This is a genomic window from Lentzea sp. NPDC020367 (assembly GCF_044387305.1).
In the GTDB taxonomy this organism is placed as follows: domain Bacteria; phylum Actinomycetota; class Actinomycetes; order Mycobacteriales; family Pseudonocardiaceae; genus Lentzea.
In genome coordinates, this window is the sequence record NZ_JBIRVV010000008.1 from 1 (window position 1) to 26,932 (window position 26,932).

Annotated in this window: 23 protein-coding genes; 16 read left to right on the plus strand and 7 right to left on the minus strand. The window is 66.4% G+C overall.

Features of this window, described 5'->3' with window-relative positions; genetic code table 11:
- The first annotated feature begins 360 nt into the window (after positions 1-360).
- The 13 genes from ACH413_RS30615 to ACH413_RS30675 all read left to right on the plus strand — a co-directional run bounded on the left by ACH413_RS30615 (position 361) and on the right by ACH413_RS30675 (position 19,337).
- A complete protein-coding gene (locus ACH413_RS30615; protein ID WP_360049215.1) occupies positions 361-1,428 on the plus strand; it encodes an ATP-binding cassette domain-containing protein in 1,068 nt (355 codons plus the stop codon).
- A complete protein-coding gene (locus ACH413_RS30620; RefSeq protein WP_360049213.1) occupies positions 1,425-2,210 on the plus strand; it encodes an ABC transporter permease in 786 nt (261 codons plus the stop codon). Before ACH413_RS30615 ends, ACH413_RS30620 begins: the two co-directional genes overlap by 4 nt.
- Positions 2,210-3,019 carry an ABC transporter permease gene (locus ACH413_RS30625; protein ID WP_093606336.1) on the plus strand — a complete coding sequence of 270 codons (810 nt, stop codon included), beginning with the start codon at positions 2,210-2,212 and terminating at the stop codon, positions 3,017-3,019. Before ACH413_RS30620 ends, ACH413_RS30625 begins: the two co-directional genes overlap by 1 nt.
- The gene (locus ACH413_RS30630) at positions 3,016-4,332 is read left to right on the plus strand and encodes an MCE family protein (RefSeq protein ID WP_360049212.1); all 1,317 of its coding nucleotides are present in this window, start codon (positions 3,016-3,018) and stop codon (positions 4,330-4,332) included. The genes ACH413_RS30625 and ACH413_RS30630 overlap by 4 nt, the downstream gene beginning before the upstream one ends.
- Entirely contained in the window at positions 4,329-5,360 is a 1,032-nt protein-coding gene (locus ACH413_RS30635) for an MCE family protein (RefSeq protein WP_360049210.1), read from the plus strand. Before ACH413_RS30630 ends, ACH413_RS30635 begins: the two co-directional genes overlap by 4 nt.
- Positions 5,357-6,358 carry an MCE family protein gene (locus tag ACH413_RS30640; protein ID WP_360049209.1) on the plus strand — a complete coding sequence of 334 codons (1,002 nt, stop codon included), beginning with the start codon at positions 5,357-5,359 and terminating at the stop codon, positions 6,356-6,358. Before ACH413_RS30635 ends, ACH413_RS30640 begins: the two co-directional genes overlap by 4 nt.
- On the plus strand, positions 6,355-7,521 hold the full coding sequence (locus ACH413_RS30645; protein WP_360049207.1) for an MCE family protein: 1,167 nt from the start codon (positions 6,355-6,357) through the stop codon (positions 7,519-7,521). Before ACH413_RS30640 ends, ACH413_RS30645 begins: the two co-directional genes overlap by 4 nt.
- Positions 7,518-8,657: an MCE family protein gene (locus tag ACH413_RS30650; RefSeq protein ID WP_360049206.1), complete on the plus strand. Its 1,140-nt coding sequence runs from the start codon at positions 7,518-7,520 to the stop codon at positions 8,655-8,657. The genes ACH413_RS30645 and ACH413_RS30650 overlap by 4 nt, the downstream gene beginning before the upstream one ends.
- On the plus strand, positions 8,654-9,880 hold the full coding sequence (locus tag ACH413_RS30655; RefSeq protein WP_360049205.1) for an MlaD family protein: 1,227 nt from the start codon (positions 8,654-8,656) through the stop codon (positions 9,878-9,880). The genes ACH413_RS30650 and ACH413_RS30655 overlap by 4 nt, the downstream gene beginning before the upstream one ends.
- Complete coding sequence (locus tag ACH413_RS30660; RefSeq protein ID WP_360049204.1) at positions 9,880-10,380, plus strand: hypothetical protein; 501 nt, start codon at positions 9,880-9,882, stop codon at positions 10,378-10,380. The genes ACH413_RS30655 and ACH413_RS30660 overlap by 1 nt, the downstream gene beginning before the upstream one ends.
- Before the next feature lie 30 nt (positions 10,381-10,410).
- Complete coding sequence (locus ACH413_RS30665; RefSeq protein ID WP_360049202.1) at positions 10,411-11,286, plus strand: hypothetical protein; 876 nt, start codon at positions 10,411-10,413, stop codon at positions 11,284-11,286.
- Between the two features lie 568 nt (positions 11,287-11,854).
- The gene (locus ACH413_RS30670) at positions 11,855-15,340 is read left to right on the plus strand and encodes a DNA-directed RNA polymerase subunit beta (protein ID WP_360049201.1); all 3,486 of its coding nucleotides are present in this window, start codon (positions 11,855-11,857) and stop codon (positions 15,338-15,340) included.
- A gap of 100 nt (positions 15,341-15,440) precedes the next feature.
- Entirely contained in the window at positions 15,441-19,337 is a 3,897-nt protein-coding gene (locus ACH413_RS30675; RefSeq protein WP_360049199.1) for a DNA-directed RNA polymerase subunit beta', read from the plus strand.
- 611 nt (positions 19,338-19,948) lie between these two features.
- Here ACH413_RS30675 and ACH413_RS30680 read toward each other — a convergent pair.
- The 7 genes from ACH413_RS30680 to ACH413_RS30710 form a co-directional block, all read right to left on the minus strand.
- On the minus strand, positions 19,949-20,230 hold the full coding sequence (locus ACH413_RS30680) for a DUF4287 domain-containing protein (RefSeq protein ID WP_360049037.1): 282 nt from the start codon (positions 20,228-20,230) through the stop codon (positions 19,949-19,951).
- Positions 20,231-20,334: 104 nt separating this feature from the next.
- Positions 20,335-20,538, minus strand: coding sequence for a hypothetical protein (locus ACH413_RS30685; RefSeq protein WP_360049038.1), 204 nt, complete (start codon positions 20,536-20,538; stop codon positions 20,335-20,337).
- Between the two features lie 230 nt (positions 20,539-20,768).
- Positions 20,769-21,215 carry a hypothetical protein gene (locus tag ACH413_RS30690; RefSeq protein ID WP_360049040.1) on the minus strand — a complete coding sequence of 149 codons (447 nt, stop codon included), beginning with the start codon at positions 21,213-21,215 and terminating at the stop codon, positions 20,769-20,771.
- Positions 21,216-21,304: 89 nt separating this feature from the next.
- Positions 21,305-21,589 (minus strand): zf-TFIIB domain-containing protein, encoded by a 285-nt coding sequence (locus ACH413_RS30695; RefSeq protein WP_396425382.1) that lies wholly within the window; start codon positions 21,587-21,589, stop codon positions 21,305-21,307.
- 67 nt (positions 21,590-21,656) lie between these two features.
- Positions 21,657-22,481 (minus strand): phosphotransferase, encoded by an 825-nt coding sequence (locus ACH413_RS30700; protein ID WP_360049043.1) that lies wholly within the window; start codon positions 22,479-22,481, stop codon positions 21,657-21,659.
- A 72-nt stretch (positions 22,482-22,553) separates the two neighbouring features.
- Entirely contained in the window at positions 22,554-23,003 is a 450-nt protein-coding gene (locus ACH413_RS30705; RefSeq protein WP_360049045.1) for a hypothetical protein, read from the minus strand.
- The gene (locus tag ACH413_RS30710) at positions 23,000-23,473 is read right to left on the minus strand and encodes a hypothetical protein (RefSeq protein ID WP_360049046.1); all 474 of its coding nucleotides are present in this window, start codon (positions 23,471-23,473) and stop codon (positions 23,000-23,002) included. The genes ACH413_RS30705 and ACH413_RS30710 overlap by 4 nt, the downstream gene beginning before the upstream one ends.
- A 308-nt stretch (positions 23,474-23,781) precedes the next feature.
- Between ACH413_RS30710 and rpsL the strand changes: the two genes are divergently transcribed.
- The 3 genes from rpsL (at position 23,782) to fusA (ending at position 26,806) form a co-directional block, all read left to right on the plus strand.
- The gene (rpsL, locus tag ACH413_RS30715) at positions 23,782-24,156 is read left to right on the plus strand and encodes a 30S ribosomal protein S12 (protein WP_030473471.1); all 375 of its coding nucleotides are present in this window, start codon (positions 23,782-23,784) and stop codon (positions 24,154-24,156) included.
- Positions 24,156-24,626 (plus strand): 30S ribosomal protein S7, encoded by a 471-nt coding sequence (rpsG, locus tag ACH413_RS30720; protein WP_030478293.1) that lies wholly within the window; start codon positions 24,156-24,158, stop codon positions 24,624-24,626. The genes rpsL and rpsG overlap by 1 nt, the downstream gene beginning before the upstream one ends.
- A 77-nt stretch (positions 24,627-24,703) precedes the next feature.
- Entirely contained in the window at positions 24,704-26,806 is a 2,103-nt protein-coding gene (gene fusA / locus ACH413_RS30725; RefSeq protein WP_360049047.1) for an elongation factor G, read from the plus strand.
- The last annotated feature ends 126 nt before the right edge of the window (positions 26,807-26,932 follow it).

Genomic DNA, 26,932 nt, shown 5'->3' on the forward strand with positions numbered 1-26,932 from the left:
GGGGTGTCAAGCGGGCGAAAAGCGTGCCCGCTTGACACCCCTACCTGCATGCAGCAAGAGCTATGGCGCGACTCGTGACGGGACCCCACCGCCCAGCCCGTTTGGTAAGGACGGCTCGCCTTCGGCTTCGCGGGTGAGTTGTGTGTGGCGGTGTGTGTTTGGGGTCACATCGGTCTCGTAATTCCCGGTTGTCGGGTGGTGGTCTACGGTCTCGTGCCCGTTTTGCGAGGTCACCCTGTGTGGTGTTATCTGAACGCAACCGCCATTAGGCCAACTGGTGAGTAACCTGCCGCGAACGAACTCGTTGCCCAGGTGTGACGCCGATCGCTGCGGCGTCCTCGGGCGTGTGCGGAGGTGCGGATGGGCGTCGAGGTGGTCGTCGAGGGTCTGACCAAGTCCTTCGGCAAGCAGACCATCTGGCAGGACGTCACGCTCACGTTGCCGCCGGGTGAGGTCAGTGTGATGCTCGGGCCTTCCGGTACCGGCAAGAGCGTGTTCCTGAAGTCGCTGGTGGGGCTGCTCAAGCCGGAGCAAGGCAAGATCATTATCAACGGGACGGATCTTGTGCGGTGCTCTGAGCACCGGTTGTACGAGATTCGGAAGATGTTCGGCGTGCTGTTCCAGGACGGCGCGTTGTTCGGGTCGATGAACCTGTACGACAACATCGCGTTTCCGCTGCGGGAGCACACCCGCAAGACGGAGGCCGAGGTTCGGCGGATCGTCCTCGAGAAGATGGAGATGGTCGGTCTCGTCGGGGCGGAGAAGAAGCTGCCCGGTGAGATCTCCGGCGGTATGCGCAAGCGGGCTGGTCTTGCCCGTGCGCTGGTGCTCGACCCCGAGATCATTTTGTGCGACGAGCCCGACTCCGGGTTGGACCCCGTTCGTACGGCGTACCTGAGTCAGTTGTTGATCGACCTGAACGCCCAGATCGACGCGACCATTCTGATCGTCACGCACAACATCAACATTGCTCGTACCGTGCCGGACAACCTGGGGATGTTGTTCCGGCGCGAGCTTGTCATGTTCGGGCCGCGCGAGGTGTTGCTGACCAGCGATGAGCCTGTTGTTGAGCAGTTTTTGAACGGGCGGCGGCTTGGGCCCATCGGCATGTCCGAGGAGAAGGACACGGCCACGATGGCCGCCGAGCAGGCGCACGCGGACGCTGGGCACTCGGACGGGTCCACGTCTGAGGACGTTCGGGGGATCATCCCGCAGATCGAGCCGACTCCCGGGCTGCCGTTCCGGGACGCTGTTCGGCGGCGCAAGGACCGGGTCATGTCGATCATCCATCAGCTGCCCTACCAGGCTCAGCAGGGGATCATCGAGAGTCTCACCACTGAGGAGCAGGTGCGGTACGGCGTGCATGTTGGTGCGCCGGCGGCGGCGCCTTCGCCCAGCCCTTGGCCTCGGCAGGGTGGTGTTCTGTGACCACTCAGACCTCGTTCCCCGGCGCTGGTGCGCTGCGGGAGACCGGGAAGCTGTGCCAGCTCGGGATCGACGTCGTGCGGACCACGTTCCGGCGGCCGTTTCAGTTGAGGGAGTTCATTCAGCAGAGTTGGTTCATCGTCAGCGTGACGGTGTTGCCCACGGCGCTGGTGTCCATTCCGTTCGGTGCGGTCATTGCACTTCAGCTCGGGTCGTTGACTCGGCAGATCGGTGCGCAGTCGTTCACGGGTGCGGCCAGCGTGCTCGCGATCATTCAGCAGGCCAGTCCGATCGTGACCGCGCTGCTGATCGCGGGGGCCGGTGGCTCGGCCATCTGTGCGGACCTCGGGTCCCGGACGATTCGCGAAGAGATCGACGCGATGGAAGTGCTCGGTGTCTCGCCGATCCATCGGCTCGTCGTGCCTCGGGTTCTTGCCGCGATGTTAGTGTCCGTGCTGCTCAACGGCATGGTCAGCGTCGTCGGTGTGATGGGCGGCTATTTCTTCAACGTGGTCATGCAGGACGGCACGCCTGGTGCGTATTTGGCGAGCTTCTCCGCGTTGGCTCAGCTGCCGGACCTGTGGATCAGTGAGCTGAAGGCGCTGATCTTCGGGTTCATCGCCGGGATCGTGGCCGCCTATCGGGGGCTCAACCCCGCCGGCGGGCCCAAGGGCGTGGGGGACGCGGTGAACCAGGCCGTGGTCATCACGTTCCTGCTGCTGTTCTTCGTCAACTTCGTCCTCACCACGATCTACCTGCAGGTCGTGCCCGCGAAGGGGAGCTGATGGCGAACAAGGTGCTCTCCACCCTCGACGGGTTCGGCGACCAGCTGTCGTTCTACATCAAGGCGCTGGCCTGGACGCCCCGCGCGTTGAAGCGGTACTCCAAGGAGACGATGCGGCTGCTGGCCGAGGTCAGCTTCGGGTCGGGTGCGCTCGCGGTCATCGGCGGCACGATCGGCGTGATGGTCGGGTTGTCCGTGTTCACCGGGACCGTGGTTGGCCTTCAGGGCTTCACGGCGTTGAACCAGATCGGTACCAGCGCTTTTGCCGGGTTCGTGTCCGCGTACTTCAACACGCGTGAGATCGCACCGTTGGTCGCTGGGCTGGCGCTCAGCGCGACGGTGGGGTCCGGCTTCACGGCTCAGCTCGGCGCGATGCGGATCTCCGAGGAGATCGACGCGCTGGAGGTCATGGGGATTCCCAGCCTGCCGTTCCTCGTGACCACGCGGATCATCGCCGGGTTCGTCGCGATCATCCCGCTGTACGTGATCGGGCTGCTGACGAGTTACCTGGCGGCGAGAACGATCACCGTGGAGTTCTACGGGCAGTCCGCGGGTACCTATGACCACTACTTCAACCTGTTCCTACCGCCGATCGACGTGCTCTGGTCGTTCGGCAAGGTGCTGGTCTTCGCGGTCGTGATCATCATGACCCACTGCTACTACGGCTACCGCGCGTCCGGCGGTCCGGCCGGTGTCGGTGTGGCGGTCGGGCGCGCGGTGCGGACCGCGATCGTCACGACGGCGCTGCTCGACTTCTTCCTGAGCCTCGCGATCTGGGGCGCGACGACGACGGTGAGGATCGCCGGATGAGGAAACGCGTGCTGGGCATCGCCTTCCTTCTCGCGATCGCCATGTTCCTGTCGCTCACGGTGGCGCTCTACAAGGACGCCTTCAGCGACTACGTGAAGGTCACGCTCAAGACCGACCACATCGGCAACCAGTTGCAGACCGCGAGCGACGTCAAGGTGCGCGGGCTGATCGTCGGCTCGGTGAAGGCAGTCCGCACCAGCGGGGACGGCGCCGAGCTGGAGCTGGCGCTGCTGCCGGACAAGGTCGAGCAGATCCCGTCCAACGTCAGCGCGCGGCTGCTGCCCAAGACGTTGTTCGGTGAGCGGTACGTGAACCTCGTGCTGCCGCAGCAGAAGAGCGCGGCCATCACGCAGGGCGCCGTCATCGAGCAGGACCGGACGAGCAGCGCGATCGAGCTCGAACGCGTGCTGGACAACCTGATGCCGGTGCTCCAGGCGATCCAGCCGGAGAAGCTCGCCACCACGCTGACCGCGTTGTCGCAGGCACTCGACGGCCGCGGCAAGCCGCTCGGCGAGACGCTGGTGTCGCTCGACTCCTACCTCGGCGAGCTCAACCCGCAGCTGCCGGCGTTGAAGGAGAACATCTCCAGGCTCGCGGACGTTTCGAACGTCTACGCGGACGCGGCGCCGGACCTGTTGCAGGCGCTCAACGACATGACCACGACGACCAAGACCGTCGTCGACCAGCGGGAGAACCTGCTGGCGCTCTACGGGTCTCTGACCACGACGTCGCAGGACGTCACCAGCTTCGTCACGGTCAACAAGAACAACATCATCGCGCTCGCCGACACCGGCCGCCCGACGCTGGAGCTGCTCGCGAAGTACGCGCCCGAGTACCCGTGCCTGCTCAAGGGGCTCGCGGAGTTCGAGCCGGTGATCAGCAAGGCGTTCGGCGAGGGCACCAACGAGCCCGGCCTGCACATCACGCTGGAGATCACGCAGAACCGCGGCAAGTACAAGCCGAACCTCGACGAGCCCGAGTACAAGGACAAGCGCGGACCCCGTTGCTACGACCTGATCCCGCGCCCGAACCCGTTCCCGCAGTACCCGCCGGAGGGTCCGGTGCAGGACGGTGCCACGGCGCCGCCGCCCGCCCGCGTCGCGAACGACGGGATCCTGCCGCCGGCCACCGCGGGCAACGTGACGGTGCCGCAGTCCGCTGACGTGCTGCGGCTCGCCAACTCGCCGGAGGAGGCCAGGTTGATCGCGGCCCTCTTCGGCCCGCGCGTCGGCGTCGACCCGCAGGACATGCCCGGCTGGTCGAGCCTGCTGCTCGGGCCACTGGTTCGCGGAACGGAGGTGACCGTCAAGTGAAGGGCGTCCTCGCTCCACTGCTCAAGCTGATCGCCTTCGCGGTGGTCACGATCCTCGCCACGTCGCTGCTCGCGGTCACCATCGCCAACGTGAACCTGGCCAGCGCCACCGAGTACAAGGCCCAGTTCACCGACGTCACCGCGCTCAACGAGGGCGACGACATCCGCATCGCCGGCGTCCGCGTCGGGCAGGTCGACGGGATCAAGGTCGTCGACCGCAAGACCGCCGAGGTGGAGTTCTCGATCGACGGCGACCGCAAGCTCCCCGAAGCCGTGACGGCGACGATCAAGTACCGCAACCTGGTGGGGCAGCGGTACATCGCGCTGGAGTCCGGCACCGGTGACACGAAGGCGGTGCTGGCCGAGGGCGGCACGATCCCGTTGGAGCGGACGAAAGCCGCGTTGGACCTCACGGTGCTGTTCAACGGCTTCAAGCCGCTCTTCCAGGCGCTGTCGCCCGACGACGTGAACAAGCTGTCGTTCGAGATCATCCAGGTGCTGCAGGGAGAAGGCAGCACGATCGACAGCCTGCTCCAGCACACGGCCTCGCTGACCAGCACCTTGGCGAGCAAGGACAAGGTGATCGGCGACGTCGTCGACAACCTCAACACCGCGCTGGAGACCGTGAACTCGCGCGACGAGGACTTCAACAACCTCGTGATCACGTTGCAGACGCTGGTCTCCGGGCTCGCGCAGGACCGCCAGCCGATCGGGGACGCGATCACCGCGCTCGGCGACCTGACGCAGGCCACCTCCGGGCTGCTGGAGCAGGGCCGCGAGCCGTTGAAGAACGACATCGCGCAGCTCGGCATCGTCTCGAAGACGCTGGGGGACAACGAGGTGCTCGTCGACCGCATGTTGCAGCGCCTGCCCAACAAGCTGGAGACGATCACGCGGACCGCGACCTACGGCTCGTGGTTCAACTTCTACCTGTGCGAGGCCAGCGGCCAGGTCGCCGTGCCGCCGATCATCAACAACCCGATCCCGATCACGGCGTTGCCGGTGACACAGCAGAGGTGCCGCCGATGAAGACCTCCAACCCGATCCGGACCGGCGCGATCAGCCTGACCCTGATCGCCCTGCTGCTGCTGGCCGCGTTCTACTCCGACGACCTGCCGATCGTCGGCGGCGGCACGAGCTACGCCGCCGACTTCAGCGAGGCCGCGGGACTGGTGCCGGGCAACGAGGTCCGCGTCGCCGGCGTGAAGGTCGGCAAGGTCACCAAGGTCAAGCTCAACGGCGACAAGGTGCGGGTGACGTTCAAGGTCAAGGACGCCTGGGTGGGCGACCGGACGACCGCGATGATCCGCATCAAGACGCTGCTGGGCCAGAAGTTCGTGGCGCTGGACCCGCAGGGCACCCAGCCGCTCTCGCCCGGCAGCCCGATCCCGAAGGAACGCACGCTCGCGCCGTACGACGTGAACGAGGCGTTCAACGGGCTCGCGACGACGGTCGGGCAGATCGACACCAAGCAGCTCGCGGACAGCTTCACGGTCCTGTCCAACACCTTCAAGAACTCGCCGGAGCACGTCAGGGGCGCGCTGGACGGCCTGTCCGCGTTGTCCAAGACGATCTCCTCGCGCGACGAGCAGCTGGCGAAGCTCCTGGACAACACCAGGCAGCTCACCAAGACGCTGGCCGACCGCAACGCGGAGTTCGAGAAGCTGCTGTCGGACGGCAACCTGCTGCTCGGCGAACTGCGCAAGCGCCGTGAGTCGATCAGCGCGCTGCTGACCGGCACGCGCGACCTTGCCCGTGAGCTCAGCGGTCTGGTGAACGACAACCAGAACCAGCTCAAGCCGGCTCTGGAACAGCTCGGCCGCGTCACCACGATCCTGGAGCGCAACCAGGAGAACCTCGACCGCAGCCTCGCGCTGATGGCGCCGTTCTACCGGGTGTTCGCGAACACCCTGGGCAACGGCCGTTGGTTCGACACCTACATCTGCGGTCTGCTGCCGCCCTCGGTGAACCTCGGCGTCGTCGGGTTCAACGAGGAAGGCTGCCTGCCTCCGGGGGTGCAGCGATGACGGAAGTCGCGAACAGCAAGGTCGGCCGGTTCATCGCGATCGCGTGCGTTCTCGCGCTCGTCGTCACGGCCGGGCTCTGGTGGGTCTTCAACGGGATGAACGGCCGCAAGGTCACCGCGCACTTCGCGGCGGCCGTCGGCGTCTACCCCGGTGGTGACGTGCGGGTCCTGGGTGTGAAGGTCGGCACCATCGACGAGGTCACGCCGGAGGGCAAGACCGTGAAGGTCGTGTTCACCGTCGACCGCGACGTGCGGGTGCCGGAGAACGCGCAGGCCGTCGTGGTCTCGCCGAGCGTGGTCAGCGACCGGTACGTGCAGCTCGCGCCCGCCTACACCGGTGGGCCGACGCTGGCCGACAACGCCGTGATCCCGCGCGAGCGCACCGCGACGCCGGTCGAGCTGGACGAGCTGTACTCGTCGCTCGACAAGCTCACGACCGCGCTGGGTCCCAACGGCGCGAACGCCGACGGGGCGTTGGCGGACCTGCTGAACTCCGCGGCCGCGAACCTCGAGGGCAACGGCCAGGCGCTCAACGACACGTTGAAGAACCTCGGCCAGGCCACCCGCACGCTGTCGGGGTCCAAGGAGGACCTGTTCGCGACCGTCGACAACCTGCAGAAGTTCACCGCGATGCTGGCGGCCAACGACAGCCAGGTGCGCGACTTCAACAAGCAGCTCGCGGACGTGTCGAAGATGCTCGCCGACGAACGCGGGGACCTCGGTGCGGCGTTGAGCGAGCTGGCGACCGCGCTGGGACTCGTGCAGGGGTTCATCAAGGACAACCGCGAGGCGCTCAAGTCCAATGTGGACAAACTCGCCTCGATCACGCAGGTGCTGGTGAACCAGCGGGGGGCCTTGGCCGAGACCCTCGACGTCGCCCCGCTGGCGCTGGGCAACCTGCAGAACTCCTACAACGCGGCGTCCGGCACGCTCGACACCCGCGCGAACATCAACGAGCTGAACCAGCCGCCGATCGTGCTGATCTGCAAGCTGATCCAGCAGGCGACGCCGAACAACGTGCCGCCGGTGCTGACGAACACCTGCAAGCAGTTGGAGCCTCTGCTGACCGGCGCGATTCCGTTGAAGTCGCCGGCCGAGGTCATCAGCGACCTGAACGTGGGCAAGCTGCCGTTGCCCCTGCCGCTCGCGGGGGTGCCCCAGTGAGGAAGCTGGTCGTAGGGCTGACGGCGTTGTTGCTCGTGTCGGGCTGTGGTTCCGGCGGGTTCGACGGCGTCTACAACATGCCGCTGCCCGGTGGCGCCGACGTCGGCGATCACCCGTACCGGGTCAAGGCGCAGTTCAAGGACGTGCTGGACCTGGTGCCGCAGGCGGGCGTGAAGGTCAACGACGTGCCGGTCGGGCGGGTCGAGCAGATCGACCTGGGTGCCGACGGCTGGACCGCCGAGGTGACCATGCTGGTCAACGGCGACGTGCAGCTTCCGGCGAACGCGTTCGCGAAGCTGCGCCAGTCCGCGTTGCTCGGCGAGAAGTTCGTGGAGCTGGGCAAGCCCAAGGACGCCAGCGGGAAGCTCGCCGACAACGCCACGATCCCGTTGGACAGGACCAACCGGAACCCCGAGGTCGAAGAGGTCTTCGGGGCGTTGTCGATGCTGCTCAACGGCGGTGGCGTCGCGCAGCTGCAGAACATCACCAAGGAGCTCAACGCGGCGATGCAGGGCAACGAGAAGGAGATCCGCTCGTTGCTCGGCAACCTCAACACGTTCGTCGGGGAGCTCGACAAGCACAAGGCGGAGATCGTCCGCGCGCTCGACTCGATGAACCGGCTGGCCGGGACGTTGGCGCAGCAGCGCGAGAAGATCGCGGTGGCGTTGACGGACCTGGAGCCCGGACTGAAGGTGCTGGCCGAGCAGCGCACGCAGCTCGTGACCCTGCTGCAGTCGCTGGACAAGCTCTCCGACGTCGCGACGGACACGGTGAACAGGAGCCGCGACGACATCGTGGCGGACCTGAAGGCGTTGCAGCCGACGCTGACCAAGCTCGCCGAGTCGGGGCAGAACCTGCCGAAGTCGCTGGAGCTGCTGCTGACCTACCCGTTCCCGGACGAGGCGGTCGACGGCATCAAGGGCGACTACACCAACGCGTTCATCGACCTCGACCTGAACCTCGGCACGGTGCTCGACAACCTCGGCCGGTCGCGGCAGTCGCCGATCGACTCGCTGATCCCGTCGCAGGGCACGCCGTTGCCGATGCCGAACATCCCGCTGCCGAACCTCGGGCAGGGCACCGGGTCCGGGCTGGGCGACCTGCTCGGCGGTCTGCTGGGAGGTGGTCGCAAGTGATCACGCGGGGGACCAGGCTCAAGATCGGCGCGTTCGTGCTGGTCGCGTTGCTGGGCATCTCTTACGTCAGCGCCACCTACGTCGGCTTGTTCAAGTCGGCGTCCACGGTCGTGACGATGCAGCTCGCGGACTCGGGCGGCATCTTCACCAACGCCGAGGTGACCTATCGCGGCGTGACGATCGGCCGGGTCGGGCAGCTGCGGCTGACCTCGGACGGCATCGAGGTCGACCTGGAGCTGGACTCGGACGCGCGCGTGCCCGCCGAGACCGAGGCCGTCGTCGCGAACCGGTCGGCCGTCGGTGAGCAGTACGTGGACCTGCGGCCGAAGAGCGACGGCGCGCCGTACCTGGAGGCGGGGTCGGTCATTCCGCGCTCGGCCACCAAGACGCCGCCGCCGGTCGACGGACTTCTGTCCAATTTGGACGCTTTCGCGTCGTCGGTGCCGACGGACTCCCTCCGGACAGTCGTCGACGAGCTGCACACGGCGTTCAGCGGGACCGGTGGCGACCTGCAGGTGCTGATCGACAACACCGCGGCGTTCACGGCGGCGGCGAAGGAGCACCTGCCGCAGACGACGCAGCTGTTGCAGGACGGGCGGATCGTGCTGGCCACGCAGGCCGCGTCCGGTGGCGCCATCCGGTCGTTCAGCGGCGACCTGCGGTTGCTCGCCGAGCAGCTGAAGGCCTCCGACGGCGACCTGCGGCGGTTGATCGTGGCCGTGCCGCCGGCGTCCGAGCAGGTGTCGGCGTTGCTCAAGGAGAGCGGGCCGAACCTCGGGGTGGTCTTCGCGAACCTGCTGACCACGTCGAACATCCTCGTGACCAGGCGTGACGGTTTGGAACAGATCGCGGTGACGTACCCCATCGCCGTCGGCGGTGGCTTCTCCGTTGCTCCTGGCGACGGGTCGGCGCACTTCGGGCTCGCGTTGAACGTGTTCGACCCGATGCCGTGCACTGTCGGATACGAGGGCACGACCATCCGTCCCGGTGGCGACACCTCGGCCGCGCCGCTGAACACGCAGGCGTACTGCGCTCTCGCGCGCGGGTCGGCGACGTCGGTGCGAGGCTCGCAGAACGCGCCGTACGGTGGAACGCCGACCACGCCGGTCGGCAACGCGACGACGCAGCCGGGCCAGGAACCGACAACGGGCCAGGCCGCGCCGGAGCTGCCGTTGCTGACGTCGCTCGGCCAGCTGCTCGGTCTGCCAGAGGGGAAGAAGTAGTGCGGGTCTTCACGGTGGCCGCCGCGGTCTTCGCGGTGGTGGCGTTCGTGTTCGCGGTGTTCAGCGGCTTCGTCTGGTACTCGTCGGCCAGTTCGTCGGAGTCGTCGTACGCCGCCACGCGCGACGACGCCCTGCGGTCCGGCCAGGTCGGCATCACGAACTTCCTGACCCTCGACTACAAGAAGGTCGACGAGGACCTCCAGCGCTGGCTCAACTCGTCCACCGGCGACCTGCGCGCGGAGATCGACAAGGACAAGGACTCGCGCAAGAAGCAGCTGGTCGACGCCAAGTCGGTGACGACGTCGAAGGTCCTGGACGCCGCGATCACCGAGCTGGACGACCGCGCGGGCAGCGCGTCGATGATCGCCGTCGTGGAGAGCACCGTGACCCCCGACAACGGCCAGAAGGTCACCAAGATCAACCGGTACCTGACCAAGCTCACCCGCACCGACGACGGCTGGAAGCTCAGCCAGCTGGGTCCGCTGCGGGCAGGCGTCTGATTCCGCCAGAGCTGATTGGAACGAGTGCACGTGCCTCCATCCCGCCGCCGCCCGATCCCCACCCCGCCCGCAGGAGGCCGCCCGAAGGTGGCCGGCCTGAACCGGCGCGCGGCCGCCGACCCCGTGGTCGAGCCGGCCGCGGAGCCGGTGGTCGAGGACGTGCCGCAGGAGGTCGTGCCCGCTGAGGTCGTGCCCGCTGAGGTCGTGCCGGAGCCGGTGGCGGAGGAGGCAGAGCTCAAGGCCCCGGAAGCCGTCGACTGGGCGCCGCCGGCCGCGCCGAAGAAGAAGGCCGCCGCCGAGAAGTCCGACGCGGTCGAGAAGCCCGCCGTGGCGGAGACCGAACCGGCCGCTGAGAAGGCCGCCCAGAAGACCGGTGCGGCCGGCTGGGTGCTTCCGGTGGCGCTGGTGCTCGTGGGGCTCCTGATGGCGGGCCTGGGCACGTTCTTCCTGGTGAAGTCGCGGTCGGTGTCCTACGACGCCGCCCTGGTCGACTCGGCCGGCACCTCGGCGGTGAACGGCCAGGTCCGCGAGGCCGTGGAGAAGTCGTTCTCGTACAACTTCGCCGACGTGGAGTCCACCGAGAAGGCGGCCAAGGAACTGCTCACCGGCAAGGCCCTGTGCCAGTACAACGCCGTGTTCGGCCCGGTGAAGGAAGTGGCGCCGCAGCAGAAGCTCGTCGTGACGGTCCGTGTGGTGTCCTCGGCCGTGTCGTCCCTCAAGGACGGCCACGCCACCGTCCTGGTCTTCGCCGACCAGGTCACCACCCGCACCACCGACAACCAGTCGGGCGGCGGCACCGCCATGCTCCGCGTGAGCGCGATCGACGACGGCGGCCGCTGGAAGATCGACAACATGGAGATGTTCGGGGCGACGGCGGAGCAGAACCGCCAGATGCAGGGCTGCTGACTCACAAGCCGCGAACTCGCACCCCTCGCGCCGCACCCACCTCACGTCGCTCTCCGTCCCCACCCGACCCAGTCGTTTGGGGCGGGCCGGTGGCGGGTACCTGATCTTCGTCCCCTAAGATCAACACCGCCGTGAGGTCGTCAGATCAGCCCTAGAAGCACCGCTGAGACCCCCTCCGCCAGCCCCGACACGCGTGATCTCGGTCACACCAAATCCTGTGGCGCTCTGTAAGTTCACTTGAAGCCGCCAACTTCCCACCAAATCGGCCGTACACGTGTTTGTGCAGGTCAAATGGGTGACTTCAAGTAAACAGCGCTCCATCCAGAGGGTGGATCGGCCCGCAACATCTTGACTGCGCGCTCATGCAGGGTCACTCTGTCGGTGAGCAAGAGGAGGGTCCTTCCAGGTGCCTCTCGACAGTCGCCGTGCGCGTGGCTAGACTGCCCCTTTGCGCTGCCCATTTTCCGCTTGCCCTTCGCCGAGAGCGTGGATTATGCGGGCATCGCCGCACCCTTGACAGCCGTGCTAGTTCGCTCTAGCCAGCTACCTGTCCCTGGAAGGACGCATCTTGGCGATCTCTCGCGCGACCAAGGCCACTGCTGCGACCAACTCCACGTCGGGGATCCCTGGAGCGCCGAAGCGGGTCTCGTTCGCGAAGATTAACGAGCCGCTTTCGACGCCCAACCTGCTTGACCTGCAGATCCAGTCCTTTGAATGGCTCACCGGCGACGAGGCGTGGTTCCAGCGCCGCGTCGACGCCGGCGACGAGACTCCGACGGGCGGCCTCGAAGAGGTCCTCAACGAGATCTCGCCGATCGAGGACTTCTCCGGCTCCATGTCACTGTCCTTCTCCGACCCGCGCTTCGACGAGGTCAAGGCCTCGACCGAAGAGTGCAAGGACAAGGACATGACGTACGCGGCACCGTTGTTCGTCACGGCGGAGTTCACCAACCACACCACTGGCGAGATCAAGAGCCAGACGGTGTTCATGGGTGACTTCCCGATGATGACGAACAAGGGCACGTTCATCATCAACGGCACTGAGCGCGTGGTGGTCTCTCAGCTCGTGCGGTCCCCCGGTGTGTACTACGACACCGCGGTCGACAAGACGACCGACAAGGACGTCTTCAGCGTCAAGATCATCCCGTCCCGGGGTGCTTGGCTGGAGTTCGACGTCGACAAGCGCGACACCGTCGGTGTCCGCATCGACCGGAAGCGTCGCCAGCCGGTGACGGTGCTGTTGAAGGCTCTGGGCTGGAGCACGGAGCAGATTCGCGAGCGGTTCGCGTTCAGCGAGACGTTGCTGACCACGCTCGAGAAGGACCACACCGCGGGTACCGACGAGGCGTTGCTCGACATCTACCGCAAGCTGCGTCCGGGCGAGCCCCCGACGAAGGAGTCGGCGCAGGCTCTGTTGGAGAACCTGTTCTTCAAGGACAAGCGCTACGACCTGGCGAAGGTTGGCCGGTACAAGGTCAACAAGAAGCTGGGCCTGGACACCGAGATCAACACCGGTGTCCTGACCGAGGACGACATCGTCACGACGATCGAGTACCTCGTTCGCCTGCACGCCGGCGAGACGATGATGGACGCCGCCGCCGGCGGTGACGTGCCCGTCGAGGTCGACGACATCGACCACTTCGGCAACCGTCGCCTCCGCACGGTCGGCGAGCTGATCCAGAACCAGATCCGCGTCGGTCTGTCCCGCATGGAGCGCGTCGTCCGCGAGCGCATGACCACGCAGGACGTCGAGGCCATCACGCCGCAGACCCTGATCAACATCCGTCCCGTCGTGGCGGCGATCAAGGAGTTCTTCGGCACCTCGCAGCTGTCGCAGTTCATGGACCAGACCAACCCGCTCGCGGGTCTGACCCACAAGCGCCGCCTGTCGGCGCTGGGTCCCGGTGGTCTGTCCCGTGAGCGCGCCGGCATGGAGGTCCGCGACGTCCACCCGTCGCACTACGGCCGCATGTGCCCGATCGAGACGCCGGAAGGCCCGAACATCGGCCTGATCGGTTCGCTCTCGAGCTACGCGCGGGTCAACCCGTTCGGCTTCATCGAGACGCCGTACCGCAAGGTCACCGACGGTCGCGTCACGGCGCAGATCGACTACCTGACCGCGGACGAGGAAGACCGCTTCGTCAAGGCGCAGGCGAACTCGCCGACCGACGAGGACGGCAACTTCACCGACGACCGCGTCCTGGTCCGCAAGAAGGGCGGCGAGGTCGAGTTCATCGACCCGACCGACGTCGACTACATGGACGTCTCGCCGCGCCAGATGGTGTCGGCCGCGACCGCCATGATCCCGTTCCTCGAGCACGACGACGCGAACCGCGCCCTGATGGGTGCGAACATGCAGCGTCAGGCAGTGCCGCTGCTCCGCTCCGAGTCGCCGCTCGTCGGCACCGGCATGGAGCTGCGCGCCGCCGTCGACGCCGGTGACGTCGTCGTCGCGAAGAAGACCGGTGTGGTCGAGGAGGTCTCCGCCGACTACATCACCGTCATGGCCGACGACGGTGCGCGCAACACCTACGCGCTGCACAAGTTCCGTCGCTCGAACCAGGGCACCTGCATCAACCAGAAGCCCATCGTCAACGAGGGCGACCGGATCGAGGCGGGTCAGGTTCTGGCCGACGGTCCTTGCACCGAGAACGCCGAGATGGCGCTCGGCAAGAACCTGCTCGTGGCGATCATGCCGTGGGAAGGCCACAACTACGAGGACGCGATCATCCTGTCGCAGCGCCTCGTGCAGGACGACGTTCTCACCTCGATCCACATCGAGGAGCACGAGATCGACGCCCGCGACACGAAGCTCGGCGCCGAGGAGATCACCCGGGACATCCCGAACGTCTCCGAAGAGGTCCTGGCCGACCTGGACGAGCGCGGCATCATCCGCATCGGTGCCGAGGTCCAGCCCGGCGACATCCTCGTCGGCAAGGTCACGCCCAAGGGCGAGACCGAGCTGACGCCGGAGGAGCGCCTGCTCCGCGCGATCTTCGGTGAGAAGGCGCGCGAGGTTCGCGACACGTCGCTCAAGGTGCCGCACGGTGAGTACGGCAAGGTCATCGGCATCCGCGTCTTCTCGCGTGAGGACGACGACGAGCTGCCTCCGGGCGTGAACGAGCTCGTCCGCGTCTACGTGGCCCAGAAGCGCAAGATCCAGGACGGTGACAAGCTCGCCGGCCGCCACGGCAACAAGGGCGTCATCGGCAAGATCCTCCCCGCGGAGGACATGCCGTTCCTCGAGGACGGCACGCCGGTCGACATCATCCTGAACACGCACGGTGTGCCGCGTCGTATGAACATCGGCCAGGTGCTGGAGACCCACCTCGGGTGGATCGCCAAGCAGGGCTGGAGCATCAACGGGGACCCGGACTGGGCGAAGAACCTGTCCGAGGACCTGATGGATGTCGAGCCCGGCACCAAGACCGCGACCCCCGTGTTCGACGGCGCGAAGGAAGAGGAGATCACGGGCCTTCTCGGCTCGACGATCCCGAACCGCGACGGCGAGCGCATGGTCAAGGAGAACGGGAAGGCACAGCTCTTCGACGGCCGCTCCGGCGAGCCGTACCCGTTCCCCGTGTCGGTCGGCTACATGTACATCCTGAAGCTGCTGCACCTGGTGGACGACAAGATCCACGCGCGTTCCACCGGCCCGTACTCGATGATCACGCAGCAGCCGCTGGGTGGTAAGGCGCAGTTCGGTGGTCAGCGCTTCGGTGAGATGGAGTGCTGGGCGATGCAGGCGTACGGCGCCGCATACACCCTGCAGGAACTTCTCACCATCAAGTCCGACGACGTGCTTGGCCGCGTGAAGGTCTACGAGGCCATCGTCAAGGGCGAGAACATCCCGGAACCCGGTATCCCGGAGTCCTTCAAGGTGCTGCTCAAGGAGCTGCAGTCGCTCTGCCTCAACGTCGAGGTCCTGTCTTCGGACGGTGCCGCGATCGAGATGCGCGACGGCGACGACGAGGACCTGGAGCGCGCGGCCGCGAACCTCGGCATCAACCTGTCGAGGTCCGAGTCGCCCTCCGTGGACGACGTCGTCAACTAGTCACCTCGCCGGCTGGTGAGAGGGATGCCTCCCGCGTCCCTCTCACCGGCCCTCCGACCAGCTCCTTTGCCACCGATCTAAAAAGGGGAAGAGAGTAGACGTGCTCGACGTCAACTTCTTCGATGAGCTCCGCATCGGTCTCGCGACCGCGGACGACATCCGCCAGTGGTCTTTTGGCGAGGTCAAGAAGCCCGAGACCATCAACTACCGCACGCTCAAGCCTGAGAAGGACGGCTTGTTCTGCGAGAAGATCTTCGGTCCCACCCGGGACTGGGAGTGCTACTGCGGCAAGTACAAGCGCGTTCGCTTCAAGGGCATCATCTGTGAGCGCTGCGGCGTCGAGGTGACCCGTGCGAAGGTGCGTCGTGAGCGCATGGGCCACATCGAGCTCGCCGCTCCCGTCACGCACATCTGGTACTTCAAGGGCGTCCCCAGCCGGTTGGGCTACCTGCTCGACCTGGCCCCCAAGGACCTCGAGAAGATCATCTACTTCGCCGCCTACGTCATCGTGGGCGTGAACGCGGAGCTGCGCCACAACGACCTGCCGACGCTCGAGAGCGAGATGCAGGTCGAGCGCAAGCGCGTCGAGAACCGTCGCGACGCCGACGTGGAGGCCCGCGCCCAGAAGCTCGAGGCCGACCTGGCCGAGCTCGAGGCCGAGGGTGCCAAGTCCGACGTGCGCCGCAAGGTCAAGGAGGGTGGCGAACGTGAGATGCGCCAGCTCCGCGACCGCGCCCAGCGCGAGCTGGACCGCCTCGACGAGATCTGGTCCACGTTCACCAAGCTCGAGCGCGCTCAGCTGATCGCGGACGAGCTGCTCTACCGCGAGCTGTACGACCGCTACGGCGACTACTTCACCGGTGCCATGGGCGCGGAGGCCATCCAGAAGCTCCTGGGTGACTACGACGTCGACGCCGAGTCCGAGATCCTGCGCGAGACCATTCGCAGCGGCAAGGGCCAGAAGAAGCTGCGTGCGCTCAAGCGCCTCAAGGTTGTTGCCGCCTTCCAGGCGACCCGCAACAACCCGCAGGGCATGGTCCTGGACTGCGTCCCGGTCATCCCGCCGGACCTGCGCCCGATGGTGCAGCTCGACGGTGGCCGTTTCGCGACGTCCGACCTGAACGACCTGTACCGCCGCGTCATCAACCGCAACAACCGGTTGAAGCGACTGATCGACCTCGGCGCGCCCGAGATCATCGTCAACAACGAGAAGCGGATGCTGCAGGAGGCCGTCGACGCGCTGTTCGACAACGGCCGCCGCGGCCGCCCGGTCACCGGTCCCGGTAACCGCCCGCTGAAGTCGCTGTCCGACCTGCTCAAGGGCAAGCAGGGCCGGTTCCGCCAGAACCTGCTCGGCAAGCGCGTCGACTACTCCGGCCGTTCGGTCATCGTGGTCGGCCCGCAGCTCAAGCTGCACCAGTGCGGTCTGCCCAAGCAGATGGCGCTCGAGCTCTTCAAGCCGTTTGTGATGAAGCGGCTCGTGGACCTCAACCACGCGCAGAACATCAAGTCCGCCAAGCGGATGGTCGAGCGTGCGCGCCCGGCCGTGTGGGACGTGCTGGAAGAGGTCATCACCGAGCACCCGGTGCTGCTCAACCGCGCACCCACGCTGCACCGCCTCGGCATCCAGGCCTTCGAGCCCCAGCTGGTCGAGGGCAAGGCCATCCAGCTGCACCCGCTGGTCTGTGAAGCGTTCAACGCCGACTTCGACGGTGACCAGATGGCAGTCCACCTGCCGCTGTCCGCCGAGGCGCAGGCTGAAGCCCGCGTCCTGATGCTGTCGTCGAACAACATCCTGTCCCCGGCGTCCGGCAAGCCGCTGGCCATGCCGCGTCTGGACATGGTGACGGGTCTGTACCACCTGACCCGGCACAAGGTCGGCGACCTGGGCGAGGGTCACTCGTACTCGTCGCCCGCCGAGGCCCTGATGGCGTTCGACCGCAAGGTCCTGGGCCTGCAGTCGATGGTGAAGATCCGCGTCTCCGACAAGAACCCGCCCAAGGGCCAGGAGCCCGAAGGCTGGGAGCCCGGTCAGCCGTGGCTCGCGGAGACCACGCTGGGTCGCGTGTTGTTCAACGAGATCCTGCCGCAGGACTACGCCTTCATCAACGAGGTCATGCCCAAGAAGCGGCAGGCCGTGATCATCAACGACCTCGCCGAGCGGTACCCGATGGTCACCGTCGCCCGGACGCTGGACAAGCTGAAGGACGCCGGTTTCCACTGGGCCACCCGCTCCGGTGTGACGGTCGCGATCTCGGACGTCCTCGTGCCGGCTGCGAAGCAGGACATCCTCGAGGAGCACGAGCGCCTCGCGGACGCCGTCGAGAAGCGCTACCAGCGCGGTCAGCTCTCGCACGACGAGCGCAACTCCGAGCTGGTCAAGGTGTGGACCAAGGCCACCGAGCAGGTCCACGAGATCATGGAAGACAACTTCCCCGAGGACAACTCGATCCGCGTCATCGTGCAGTCCGGCGCCGCCGGCAACATGACGCAGGTCCGTTCGCTCGCGGGTATGCGTGGTCTCGTCACCAACCCGAAGGGTGAGTACATCCCGCGCCCGATCAAGAACTCGTTCCGCGAGGGCTTGTCGGTGCTCGAGTACTTCATCGCGACGCACGGTGCCCGCAAGGGTCTGGCCGACACCGCGCTGCGTACCGCCGACTCGGGTTACCTGACCCGTCGTCTGGTGGACGTCTCGCAGGACGTCATCATCCGCGAGGTCGACTGCGGTACCACCCGCGGTGTGCAGATGACCGTCGGCGAGCAGCTCGGCGACAAGGTCGGCATGCACGAGTTCGCGCAGACCTCGGTCTACGCCCGCACGGTGGCGGACGACATCACCGACGCCCAGGGCAACCTGGTCCTGAACCGCGGCGACGACCTCGGCGACCCGGCACTCGTGTCGCTGGTCGAGGCCGGCATCGTCCGCGTGAAGGTGCGCTCGGTGCTGACCTGCGAGTCCCCGGTCGGTGTGTGCGCGTCCTGCTACGGCCGCTCGATGGCGACCGGCCAGCTGGTCGACGTCGGCGAGGCCGTCGGCATCGTCGCCGCCCAGTCGATCGGTGAGCCCGGCACGCAGCTGACGATGCGTACGTTCCACCAGGGCGGTGTGGCCGGTGACGACATCACGACCGGTCTGCCCCGTGTCCAGGAGCTCTTCGAGGCCCGCGTCCCGAAGGGCAAGGCGCCGATCGCCGACGTGGACGGTCGCGTCCGCATCGAGGACGGCGACCGCTTCTGGAAGATCACGCTGATCCCGGACGACGGCTCCGAGGAGATCGTGTTCGAGAAGCTGTCCAAGCGTCAGCGTCTCGCCAACACGGCCACCGGCCCGCTGCAGGACGGCGACCACGTGTCCGTCGGCCAGCAGCTGCTGGAAGGTACTCCTGACCCGCACGAGGTCCTGCGTGTCATGGGCCCGCGCGAGGCGCAGCTGCACCTCGTGGGCGAAGTGCAGAAGGTGTACCGCGCCCAGGGTGTGGCGATCCACGACAAGCACATCGAGGTCATCGTCCGGCAGATGCTCCGCCGGGTCACGATCATCGACTCCGGTGCGACCGAGTTCCTGCCTGGTTCTCTTGTGGAGCGGGCGGACTTCGAGTCGGGTAACCGCGCTGTCGTCGCCGAGGGTGGCGAGCCGGCTGCCGGTCGTCCGGTGCTGATGGGTATCACTAAGGCTTCGCTGGCTACCGATTCCTGGTTGTCCGCGGCGTCGTTCCAGGAGACCACTCGCGTTTTGACCGACGCTGCTATCAACGGGCGTTCGGACAAGCTCATCGGTCTCAAGGAGAACGTGATCATCGGTAAGTTGATCCCGGCTGGTACTGGGATCAACCGCTACCGCAACATCCAGGTTCAGCCGACTGAGGAGGCGCGGGCTGCGGCTTACGCGATTCCTTCTTACGACGACGGGTACTACACGCCTGACGTCTTCGGTACTGGGACTGGTGCCGCGGTGCCGCTGGATGACTACGACTTCGGTCGGGATTACCGCTAAGAGTTAGTGCTGAACGGCCCCTGGAGCTTTTGCTCTGGGGGCCGTTTTGTGTTTGCTGGCTTGTGTTCCGCGGCCTTGCGGGTGGGTCACCGTGCGGGCGGCCTGGTTGCGTTGGGTGCTTCCCCTGGGGGCTCTGCCCCCAGACCCCCGGCAATCTGATCGGGGGGTCCGCGCCATACGCGGGTAGATGGCACGCCTGTTGCTTTGGGCGGCTGCCTGTTGCTTAGAGAGTTGCGTTGGCGGTGGGTCCCGTCACGAGCCGCACCAAGAGCGGGCCACACCTGGGGATGGGTGTCAACTCGACGAAAAGCGTGTCGAGTTGACACCCATCCCCAGGTGCAGCAGGAGCTATGGCGCGACTCGTGACGGGACCCACCGCCCAGCCCGCTTGGTAAGGACGGCTCGCCTTCGGCTTCGCACCAAGTACGGCTCGCTCGCTCCCGCTCCCGATCCCGTCCCCACCTTCGCTTCCGCTTCGCACCAAGCACGGCTCGCTCGCTCCCGCCCCCACCTTCGCTTCGTTTCGCTCTCGCGGGAGTGTCGGACCTGCTCTGTACGTTGGGTCGCGGGGGACGCTGAATCCAAGGGGACCCCTGCCTTGGCCTGCCGTTTTAGCGGTTGGCGATGCCGTCCAGGCGGAGTGTTGTCGACTCGTCTCGGTGGCTGCCCGTGGTGCCCACGTGCTTCTCGCTGATCTGCGTGCCGTTCTTCAGCACGTGGTAGAGCGCCATGCCGTGGCCTCTGCCCAGGTCGTAGTCGGTCTTCAGCCACTCCAGGAACACGCCTGCCTTGGTGGTTCCGTCGTACCCGCGTCCCGCCGCCTCCGTCAGCAGGTCGGCCGGGGTCTTGCCGGTCTTCTTCTCCGCGCCGTCGAGGTAGGCCTGGAAGGACATCGTGGTCTCCGTTCGTCTGGTGAACAGAGCGTAGGACAACTCCGGCTGTCTTGACAAGAAAAATTGTCGGTGGGGTCTTGTGGAGGTAGGCAGGGCGGGTGTTGTCAGCGGCGGCGGGCTCTGGCCAGGGCTCTGGCTCGGATTACCAGGTCGTCGACGAGGTGCTCGTCGACGAGGGGTGGGATGCCTGACTCGTCGGTGCAGCAGCGGGGTTTGGTGCGCTTCTCCGAGAGGCGTGGTCTTACGCCGGCCATCTCGTACAGGGCCTCGTAGAGGTCCAGGCCCGGGTCGTCGTCGTGTGGGCCCACCAGGAGCACCCACACGACTTCTGGGGAGGGGAAGGCGACTACTACTCGGTCTGGGCCCCGTAGGTGCTTCACGCACAGGCGGGGGAGTGGTTCTGGGCCCGTTACGCGGTAGCCCAGGGCGGCGCAGCCTGAGTGCGCCAGTTCGTCCAGGAAACGTTCGTAGGCCACGCGGGCTCTGCCGCGCAGGCCGTTGGCCTGGGCGTGTGCGGTGGGGGTTTCTACTACCTCGATCAAACCGGGCGGACCACGCGTCCTCTGCCGCTGCGCATCTCGTCCAGGGAGTTGGCGAGGTCTTGGCGGTCCAGCAGTGACTGGTCGCTGAGGCGGCGGTGGACTTCGTCGATCAGGCCGCGGGTCTTGCCTGCGCGGCGTAGGTCGGACACGAGGTGCAGGACTTCGTGCAGGCGCACGGTGTCGAGCAGCATGCGTGGTTCTTGGCTGTGGATGGCCAGTACGCCTTCTCTGGCCCAGGCCTTCACCGTCTTCTCGGTGAGGTCGAGGAGTTCGCCTGCCACCACGGGACGTACCGGTGGGGCCTGGCGGAGGGTTTTGGCCACTACGCCGTCGAGGCGGTGGCGGCGTTCGTCGTCTGCTGACAGGGATGACGCGACGGCTTCGAGTTCCTCGATCGTGTCGAAGAGGTCGCGGATGTGGGCGGCCTCGGTCGCGACAGACATGGCTACTCCTCCCGTTGACTACCGATTATCCACTACTTTTTCGGTAGTCGTCAACGGCCCCGGAGCAGTGATCCGGGGCCGTCGCACGATCAGGAGGAGAAGAAGAGGCCGCCAAGGCCGCGGTGCTTGCGGTGGCCGTAGCCGTACGGGGCCGCGTGACCGCCGTGGTGGTGGTGGATCTGCTGCGGCTGGGCGCCCCAGGCGGGCTGTGCCGGCTGCGGGTACGCGGCGGGCGGCGGCGCGGCCACGGGCGGCGGGGCCTGCATCTGGGCCTCGAGGCGCGTGATCGACTCGAGCTCGCCGTAGTCGAGGAAGACCCCGCGGCAGCCGTCGCACTGCTCGATGTGAACGCCCATGCGGTCGAACGTGCGCATGTTCGCATGACACTTGGGACACTGCATCGTGGTGAGCCTCCTGCGGTGGGACCGGACAAATACGATATTAGCCGCGGTCACTGCTCTCGTGCGTCGTGGCGATCCGACGACAGGCTTCAACCAGCGGTTCCACTGCCTGCAACCCGGACACGAGTGCCCGCGCTGCCATCTGCACAACGTACGCCTGAGCCGGGATGTTGAGTGCTTCCCATTCCATTGTCGGCAGAGCCACACCACCCGTTTCACGGTAGGCGTTGAGGAACCGCGCCCACAGGTCACCGGGCAGCACCCCCGCGGCGAACAAAGCCGCAGGTCGGGCCAGGTCCCACACCGGATCGCCGACCCCCAGATCGTCCACGTCGATGAGTCGCCAGGCACCCCGGTGCACGAGCTGTCCGAGATGCCAATCGCCGTGGATCAACGCACGGCCGTTCGTGTCCAACGGCGGCAAGACTTCGAACGCGCGCAACACGACATCGGCGTGCGGCAACTCCGGTGGCAACGCCCGAATAGCCCGAACAATCCGTTCGGGTGTACCGGCCACGGGCCCTTGCACGGGCAATGCGTGCAGCTTCGCCAGCAGTGCCGCGCTCTCCTCCCACGGCGCCGCATCGGCATCGGCCTGACTCACCGGCGTCCCGTACGGCCACACCGTGATCGGCCGGTCGTCCACGAACTGCAACGGCTTCAACGGCGGCAACAACAACTCGGGATACGCCGCCGCGATCTCCACCCGCTGCCGCAACGCGTCCACGTCGGTGTCCGCGGGATGCGCCTTGGCCACCACGTCACCGACGCGCACCACCACGACGTCGCCGCGATCACCGCCGAGCACCTCGGGGGTGGCCGAAGAGCCGGTCAGCGAGGCCATTGCCGCGATCAGGTCGTCCACGCGCACAAGTGAATCAGGCCCGCGGACGCACGAGTCCGACGAGGTGCGCCGCCGCGGTCACCACGACGTCGCTCAGTTGGAGATGCAGATCGTCCTCACCGGCTGCGAGTACGTCTTCGCGTCGTCCCCGTTGCACAGCGCACGGTCGGACTTGCCGTCGACGACCTTCGTGACCTTCCGCGTCTCGGTGCCGCACGCCACGCGTTCGAAGTACTGGTTGACCGGCTTGAGGCAGTCGCCCTCCTGCACGTTGAGGACGTAGCAGAGCCGCGTCTTGCCGTTCGTCCTCGACCGTCCTGACGACTCCGTCAGATAGTCACCGGTCGGGCACATCGTGCGTCGCTCACGGGAAGACACGCGGTACACGGCCTCCTGCGACGAACAGTCCACTTCGGCCATTTCGACGTTCGTGTCGTTGAGATCGACCTGCTTCGCGCACTCGCCGACGCCGGCCTGCTCCTGCCAGCCGGAGCATCCGGCCAGGGCGAGGATCAGGGTCACGGTGAGGAGGACGACCTTCACGGCTTCTCCAGGCAGACGGTCATGGCGGGCTCGGGGTAGGTGCGGGCCTCGTGGTCACCGCACAGCGATCGGTCGGCGGAAGCGGTGATCTTCGACACCCGCTGGGAGCCGCTCGTGCCGCACGCGACGCGCTCGTGGAACGCGCTGCCCCGCTTGAGACAGTCGCCTTCCCTCGCGTTGAGCACGAAGCAGTAGTGCTTCAGGCCGGCCGGCTTGCCGGCCCTGCTGGCCGTCTGGACGAGGTAGTCGCCCTGCGGGCACGACTTCTTCATCTCGAGCTTCACGAGCCGATATGCCGCCTCGGGGGACGCGCAGCTGGTCTCGTCCATGTCGAAGCCGCCGTCCGACGTGCCGATCGGCTCGGCGCAGTCGCCCACCTCAGGCTCCGAGAACACGTCGCTGACGATGAAGTAGCCGGGCACGACCAGTACCAGCGCGATGAGGCCGTAGACCAGCAGGTTGAGCTTCAAGGCGAGTTCTCCGTCACACGAGTAGCCTGAGTGCCGAGGGCAATGTCTACTGCAGGCGCGGGTGCGGTACCCCCGTTTTGACCCAGGTAGACGTGGGCGGGTATCTTTGCTACTCGTGCCCGACCCATGTCGGGCCGCTCCGCGTGCCCGTGAGGCAGCGGTGTCCTCCACTCGCAGTGGCAGTTGAACTGTTGCTTGCGGACCTGAGGAGCGGGCGACACGCCCGACCTCGGGTGCAGAGAGGGATCAAGAAACAACGTGGGTGAACCGCAAGGGAAACCCACAAAGACGGAAGAAGTAGCCGGCGAATGCCAACGATCCAGCAGCTGGTCCGCAAGGGCCGCCAGGACAAGGTGGCCAAGCAGAAGACGGCGGCCCTCAAGGGCTCGCCGCAGCGGCGCGGTGTGTGCACCCGCGTTTACACCACCACCCCCAAGAAGCCGAACTCCGCACTGCGCAAGGTCGCTCGCGTGAAGCTGACCAGCGGCATCGAGGTCACGGCCTACATCCCCGGTGAGGGTCACAACCTCCAGGAGCACTCGATGGTGCTCGTCCGCGGTGGTCGTGTGAAGGACCTGCCGGGTGTTCGTTACAAGATCATCCGTGGCTCTCTCGACACGCAGGGTGTCAAGAACCGCAAGCAGGCTCGCAGCCGCTACGGCGCGAAGAAGGAGAAGAGCTAATGCCCCGCAAGGGACCGGCCCCGAAGCGGCCGCTTATCTCTGACCCGGTCTACAGCTCGCCCCTCGTGACCCAGCTCATCAACAAGGTGCTGGTCGACGGTAAGCGCTCGGTGGCCGAGAAGATCGTTTACGAAGCCCTCGAGGGCGCTCGCGAGAAGACCGGCACCGACCCGGTCGTCACGCTGAAGCGCGCGCTGGACAACGTGAAGCCGTCGCTGGAGGTCAAGAGCCGCCGCGTCGGTGGTGCGACCTACCAGGTGCCGATCGAGGTCAAGCCCGGCCGCTCCACCACGCTGGCGCTGCGCTGGCTGATCACCTTCTCCCGGCAGCGCCGTGAGAAGACCATGGTCGAGCGTCTGATGAACGAGCTGCTCGATGCGAGCAACGGCCTCGGTGCGAGCGTCAAGCGCCGTGAGGACACGCACAAGATGGCCGAGTCCAACAAGGCCTTCGCCCACTACCGCTGGTGATGTGCCGCCCGGCTTCACCAGGAGCCGGGCGCTCCCAGCCCTAGTGAGCTCACAAGCTCAAGACAGGGGAAAGACCCGTGGCACAGGACGTGCTCACTGATCTCTCCATGGTCCGCAACATCGGGATCATGGCGCACATCGACGCGGGCAAGACCACGACGACTGAGCGGATCCTCTTCTACACGGGGATCAGCTACAAGATCGGCGAGGTTCACGACGGCGCGGCCGTGATGGACTGGATGGAGCAGGAGCAGGAGCGCGGCATCACGATCACGTCGGCCGCGACGACCTGCTACTGGAAGAACCACCAGATCAACCTGATCGACACGCCCGGCCACGTCGACTTCACCGTCGAGGTCGAGCGCAACCTGCGCGTCCTCGACGGCGCCGTCGCCGTCTTCGACGGCAAGGAGGGCGTCGAGCCGCAGTCCGAGCAGGTCTGGCGGCAGGCGACCAAGTACGACGTCCCGCGCATCTGCTTCGTCAACAAGATGGACAAGCTCGGCGCGGACTTCTACTTCACGATCAAGACGATCCAGGACCGGCTGGCCGCCAAGCCGCTGCCGCTCCAGATCCCGATCGGTGCCGAGAGCGACTTCATCGGCGTCGTCGACCTGATCGAGATGCGTGCCCTCACGTGGCGCGGCGAAGTCCAGAAGGGCGAGGACTACGCCATCGAGGAGATCCCCGCGGATCTGCTCGAGAAGGCGCAGGAGTTCCGCGAGCAGCTGCTCGAGGCCGTCGCCGAGACCGACGACGACCTGACCGAGAAGTTCTTCGAGAACGGCGATCTGTCGGTCGAGGAGATCAAGGCCGGCCTCCGCAAGATCGTCGCCGCGGGTACCGCGTACCCGATCCTGTGCGGCTCCGCGTTCAAGAACAAGGGCGTTCAGCCCATGCTCGACGCGGTCATCGACTACCTGCCGTCGCCGCTCGACCTCCCGCCGGTCGAGGGCACGCTGCAGGACGGCGAGACCATCGTGAAGCGCAGCCCGTCCACGGACGAGCCGTTCTCCGCGCTGGCGTTCAAGATCGCCGTGCACCCGTTCTTCGGCAAGCTGACCTACATCCGGGTCTACTCGGGCAAGGTCGCCGCGGGCACCCAGGTCGTCAACGCGACCAAGGACCGCAAGGAGCGCATCGGGAAGATCTTCCAGATGCACGCCAACAAGGAGAACCCGGTCACCGAGGCCATCGCGGGCCACATCTACGCCGTGATCGGTCTAAAGGACACCACGACCGGTGAGACCTTGTGCGACCCGCAGCACCCCATCGTGCTCGAGTCGATGACCTTCCCCGAGCCCGTCATCCAGGTGGCCATCGAGCCCAAGACGAAGGCGGACCAGGAGAAGCTCGGCACCGCGATCCAGAAGCTGGCCGAGGAGGACCCGACGTTCCGGGTCAACCTCGACCAGGAGACCGGCCAGACCATCATCGCCGGCATGGGCGAGCTCCACCTGGACATCCTGGTGGACCGCATGCGCCGCGAGTTCAAGGTCGAGGCCAACATCGGCAAGCCTCAGGTGGCGTACCGGGAGACCATCCGCAAGGCGGTGGAGAAGTACTCCTACACCCACAAGAAGCAGACCGGTGGCTCCGGCCAGTTCGCGAAGGTGCTCGTCACCGTCGAGCCGCTGGAGAAGAAGGAAGACGGCGCGCTCTACGAGTTCGTCAACGCCGTCACCGGTGGTCGCATCCCTCGCGAGTACATCCCGTCGGTCGACGCGGGTGCGCAGGACGCGCTGCAGTACGGCGTGCTGGCGGGTTACCCGCTGGTCGGCGTGAAGGTGACGCTGCTCGACGGCGCCTACCACGAGGTCGACTCCTCGGAAATGGCGTTCAAGATCGCTGGTTCGATGGCCCTCAAGGAAGCCGCCCGTCAGGCGTCTCCCGCGATCCTCGAGCCTCTGATGGCCGTCGAGGTCACGACGCCCGAGGAGTACATGGGCGACGTGATCGGCGACCTGAACTCCCGCCGTGGCCAGATCCAGGCCATGGAGGAGCGCAGCGGCATCCGTGTCGTCAAGGCACTGGTTCCGCTGTCGGAAATGTTCGGGTACGTGGGTGACCTGCGGTCCAAGACCCAGGGTCGTGCCAACTACTCGATGGTGTTCGACTCCTACGCAGAGGTTCCCGCGAACGTCTCGAAGGAGATCATCGCGAAGGCGACCGGGGAGTAATTCCCCACCGGAGCACCGCAGTTCCACCGCGGGCTCTCCGGGGGTCTCTCCCTGGGGTCCGCTACTTTCAGACCCTGACGTGTAAGTCCGGCGGGTGGCCACAGATGCCCGCCGGACCAGCAAAAA